The sequence below is a fragment of the Streptomyces mexicanus genome (assembly GCF_902506575.1).
Taxonomy (GTDB): Bacteria; Actinomycetota; Actinomycetes; order Streptomycetales; family Streptomycetaceae; genus Streptomyces; species Streptomyces mexicanus.
Genome location: NZ_LR732596.1, coordinates 1 through 4,450, shown reverse-complemented (window position 1 = coordinate 4,450; position 4,450 = coordinate 1). Strand labels below are relative to the sequence as shown.

Annotated in this window: 4 protein-coding genes and 1 pseudogene; 4 read left to right on the top strand and 1 reads right to left on the bottom strand. The window is 73.0% G+C overall.

What is annotated here, in order from left to right:
• Nucleotides 1-269: 269 nt before the first annotated feature.
• The 4 genes from GV126_RS32940 to GV126_RS32925 all read left to right on the top strand — a co-directional run bounded on the left by GV126_RS32940 (nt 270) and on the right by GV126_RS32925 (nt 4,063).
• Entirely contained in the window at nt 270-935 is a 666-nt protein-coding gene (locus GV126_RS32940) for a GntR family transcriptional regulator (RefSeq protein ID WP_159674708.1), read from the top strand.
• Nucleotides 936-1,419: 484 nt separating this feature from the next.
• A complete protein-coding gene (locus GV126_RS37800; RefSeq protein WP_419796033.1) occupies nt 1,420-1,668 on the top strand; it encodes a hypothetical protein in 249 nt (82 codons plus the stop codon).
• Nucleotides 1,669-1,988: 320 nt separating this feature from the next.
• Nucleotides 1,989-2,336, top strand: coding sequence for a hypothetical protein (locus GV126_RS32930; protein WP_159674706.1), 348 nt, complete (start codon nt 1,989-1,991; stop codon nt 2,334-2,336).
• Between the two features lie 137 nt (nt 2,337-2,473).
• Nucleotides 2,474-4,063, top strand: a complete 1,590-nt coding sequence (locus GV126_RS32925) for a purple acid phosphatase family protein (RefSeq protein WP_201299969.1) — start codon at nt 2,474-2,476, stop codon at nt 4,061-4,063.
• 62 nt (nt 4,064-4,125) lie between these two features.
• Here GV126_RS32925 and GV126_RS36940 read toward each other — a convergent pair.
• A pseudogene (locus tag GV126_RS36940) lies at nt 4,126-4,450 on the bottom strand (GNAT family N-acetyltransferase); the annotation flags it as partial.

Sequence of the window (4,450 nt, the reverse complement as noted above, 5' to 3'; positions counted from 1 at the left end):
CTGCGTTGGATCCTGCCATTTCAAAGGCGCACAACCTGCGTGAGGTGAATCGGGGAAGTGCACCGCCCTAGCCCCCCCCCCCCGTAGAGCTCGTGCCGGGTGGCGCCTAACCTCCTGTCCTGACTCGCCGGGAGCCGCCGGGCCCCGGCCGCGCGGGGGTGAGCACACCCGCGAAGTGCTGGCCGAGCTGGGGCTTGCGCACCGCGAAGACCGGACGCCCTAGGATGAACGCGCCCGGCACACCCGCCCCCCGAGGAGAGACTCCCGCCATGACCAGCCCCGCGCACAGGCGGCGGCCACCGACCGCCCAGCAGTTCGTGCTCGGGGAACTGCGCCGGGCGATCACCAGCGGGCAGCTGAAGCCGGGCGCCCCGATCCGCCAGGAGGCGCTCGCCGAGCAACTCGGCGTCAGCCGCGTGCCCCTGCGGGAGGCGCTGAAGATCCTCGAAGCCGAGGCCCTGGTCGTCCACGAGGTGCACCGCGGTTACTTCGTCGCCCGGCTCTCCCTGGACGACCTGCGCGAGGTCTACCGCATCCGGGAGATCCTGGAGGCCGAGGCCGTCCGGGAGGCGTCCGGGCGGATGGACGAGTCGACGCTCGCGGCCCTGGAAGCGGCCCGGCACGACGTCGAGAAGGCGGCCGACGCCGGGGACGTGTCGGAGATGGCGGCGGCCAACCGCCGCTTCCACTTCACGCTGTACGAGGCGGCCGGCATGCCCCGGCTGGCCCGGCTCATCACCACCCTGTGGGACGCCACGGACGCCTACCGCTCGCTCTACTACACCGAGGCCGGCCACCGCGGCCACGTGGTGCGGGAGCACCGCGCGATCCTGGACGCGCTCCGCGACGGACGGGCCGAGCACGCCGTCCACCTCCTCGACGAGCACCGCCGGCACGCGATCCAAGCCCTGGAGGAGGTCCTCGGGCAGACCTGATGCCCGGCGGCCTGCCGGAGCGTTCAGCGCCCGCGCACGTGTGCCCTGGGCGCAGCGCGGACACCGCGCGGCGCCCCCGGTGGCGCGCCGACCCCGCTGCGGAGGAAACGACGTCGGCCGATCGCGGACGATCTGCGACGATGCCCGCGTCGTCTCCAGCGGAGGACTCTTGTTCGACTTCGTCTGCGCGGGCTGCGCCGCCGAGTTGACCGTCCCCCTGTCCCAAGTGGCCCTGCCCGCCCACGCCCATCAGCGTTACGGCAACGCAACCCAGCTCCCGGTGCTCATGGAACCGGGCACGTTCGCCGTGGACCCGGAACCCTGGGGGCCGCCCTGGCGGCGACGGGCGCACGTCGGCCCCGACGAGGCGGCGTGCCGAACTGGCCGGACCGGGACAGCCCGCCGCGGACGCCGACATTCTCCTCGTTCCGGAGCACCCGCAGACGGGGGAGGTCTGGGCCCCGGCCGGCTCCGCCGCGTACGGGTGCCCCTGCCGTTCGGGGTGTGGCTGTGGCTCGCCCGCCCCGAGCCGTCCTTGCCCGTCCCGGCGACGGGCCGCCTGCCCGAGGACGTCCTGCGCGAAGACCCGCCCGCGCCGCACCCCGGTCGTCTGTTCCGCGCCGACCTGACCACGTTCGACCGCACCCTGGCCCGGCTGCGGGCCGTCCGCGGTCCGTGGCTGCGCGAGATCCTGGACGACCTCACGCCGCACCGGACCGACCGCCTCTTCTGACCGGCCGACCCGGTACGCCGTTCACGCGCCCTCCGCGCTGCCGCGTGCTCTCCGCACTGCCACGTGCCCTCTGCGCTTCCACGTGCCCTCTGCGCTGCCGCGTGCTCTCCGCACTGCCGCGCGCCCTCTGTGGTTTTCCCACCCGCCGACTGCGCCGTCCTCATCCCGACCGTCACACGAACGGATGAGTGTGACCCCACTCGACCAGGCAACATCACGCACAGTAGTGACTCGCCGAGTTTTCCGTCGGGTGTCTTTCGGTACGGCTTCTGGCGTGTCCCGGTTGTTGGAACCGGCACGTGAAGCACAGGAGAGACACCATGAAGCGGAACACGACAGGACTCGCGGCCGCCGCGTCGGTCGCCGCCGTCCTCGTCGCCCTGGCGGCTCCGGCCACCGTTGCCGCCGCCCAGTCGTCGGCCCGCCCGGCCACTCCGCCCGGTCTGGCGTGCGAGACCGGCAGACACGCGGTCGACAACTACACCGGTTACGCCCTGTGCCGGAACAACGGGAACGCGCCCCAGACCTTCTGGGTGCACCTGGTGTGCGGCTGGTCCCCGGACCAGGACGGCGAGCACGTGACCTTGAATCCCGGCCAGTCGGGCCAGTCGACCGCCCACTGCAGCTCCCTCGGCACCGGGATCGGCGAGATCACCGTCCGGCCCTGACGTCCGACGGCGGCCACCGACCCGGGTGGGCGGGCCCGAGAGCCCCGACACCGGTCACGCCCGCGCTCCGCCGTGCGTTCAAACGCCGTTCGCCCGGAGATCCTTCGCCGGACAGAGGGCGGCGCCACCGTACGGCCATGCACTCCGACAGAAATCTGTTCGCATCGTTGATGTCGCGCCGCAGCGTGCTCACCACCGCCGGTGCCACCGGCGCAGCCCTGGCGGTGGGACCGCTGCGGGGAGGCGAGGCCGCCGCCGCGCCCGCGGCGGGAGCCGCGCCACGCGGCAGCGCCCAGGACCCGGTGACCACCCCCGCGGGCACCGGGCTGCACCTGCAGTTCGGCGCGGACGCCTCCAGCGAGGGGGTCGTCTCCTGGCACACCCTCCAGCCCGTCGAGGACGCCCGGGGCCTGCTCGGCGACGACAAGGGCCGGTACACGCGCACCTGCAAGGCCGAGACGGTCAGTTACACCGACGGCAAGTCCCGGCAGGTCGTCTACGCCCACCACGCACACCTCACCGGTCTGCGGCCCGCGTCGGACCACGTCTACTTCGCCGTCCACGCGGGCGCGCAGCCGGAGTTCGGGTCGTTCACCACCGCCCCCAAGGGACGAGCGGCGCTCAGGTTCACCAGCTTCGGCGACCAGGGCACCCCCACCCTGGGCAAGCTGTCCGACGGCAAGTACGTCAACGACAACCTCGGCAGCCCGGCCGCCGCCGACCTCCCCGCCGGAGTGGAGCGGGTCCAGCCGCTGTTCCACCTCTTCAACGGCGACCTGTGCTACGCCAACCTGGCCACGGACCGCGTCCGCACCTGGTCCGACTTCTGGGACAACAACACCCGCAGCGCCCGGCACCGCCCGTGGATGCCCGCGCCCGGCAACCACGAGAACGAACTCGGCAACGGCCCCATCGGCTACCGGGCCTTCCAGACGTACTTCGCCACACCGCGCCAGCCCGGCCAGACGGACACGACCCGCGGCCTGTGGTACTCCATCAAGGCCGGCTCCGTGAAGGTCGTCTTCCTCGCCAACGACGACGTCTGCCTCCAGGACGCCGGCGACAGCTACGTCCGCGGCTACTCCGGCGGCGCGCAGAAGACCTGGCTGGAGCGGGAGTTGCGCAGCGCCCGCGCGGACCGCGACATCGACTGGATCGTGGTGTGCATGCACCAGGTCGCGATCAGCACCGCCGACCGGTTCAACGGCGCCGACCTGGGCATACGTCAGGAATGGCTGCCGCTGTTCGACAAGTACGGCGTGGACCTGGTGGTCTGCGGCCACGAGCACCACTACGAGCGCTCCCACCCCCTGCGCGGTCGCCGGGACAACGCGACGCTCACCCCGATCCCGGTCTCCACCGACACCGACGTCGTCGACACCTCCCAGGGCACCGTCCACATGGTGCTCGGCGGGGGAGGCACCTCCGCCCCGTCGAACCAGCTGTTCTTCGACCCGCCGGCCTGCCGGGTGATCACCTCGGTCAGCGGCACGGCCGACCCGGCGACGGGCAAGCGCACCCCCACCTACACCAAGGAGGACGCCCCTTGGTCCGCGGTGCGCGACGCCGCGCACTCCTACGGCTTCGCCTCCTTCGACGTGGACCCGGGACGCCACCCCGGTGACCTGACCACGATCACGGTGACCTACTACGACGTGACCGGTACGCAGGGCGAACTGAAGCCCTTCGAGACCTTCACCCTCCGACGCCGCCGCACCGACGGCTGAGCCCGGCCTCGGGTGCTCCGGCCTGCGGGTGCCGCGGTGACGACCGGGCGGGCCGGACGTTGCAGGGTGACGCCGGCGGTCGCGGGCGGCGTCCTCGACGGTGGTCGGCAGGCGCCTGCCCAGTCCCCGGCCCCGCGCGCAGGGGTGCACCATCAGCTTCACCGGTTCCGCCCGGTGGCTGCTGTTCGGCTTGTCGGGGCAGGCGAGGCTGACAGTGCCCGTCACGCGGTCGGCGCCGTCGACGGCCACCCAGACGGTGAGCCGTCCGGCCGCCGCCGCGGTCGCCCGCTCGTGCCACCAGGCGACCGCCTCGGCGTGGCCACTGGCGGCCGGCCGGGCTTTTGGCAGGGCCTCCGGCAAGGTGGGGGTAGCGACCGGTCGGGGGGC

Coding starts and splice junctions, on each gene's coding strand:
- GV126_RS32930 (WP_159674706.1), top strand. CDS start 1,989: ATGAAGCGGAACACGACAGGACTCGCGGCCGCCGCGTCGGTCGCCGCC.
- GV126_RS32925 (WP_201299969.1), top strand. CDS start 2,474: ATGCACTCCGACAGAAATCTGTTCGCATCGTTGATGTCGCGCCGCAGC.
- GV126_RS32940 (WP_159674708.1), top strand. CDS start 270: ATGACCAGCCCCGCGCACAGGCGGCGGCCACCGACCGCCCAGCAGTTC.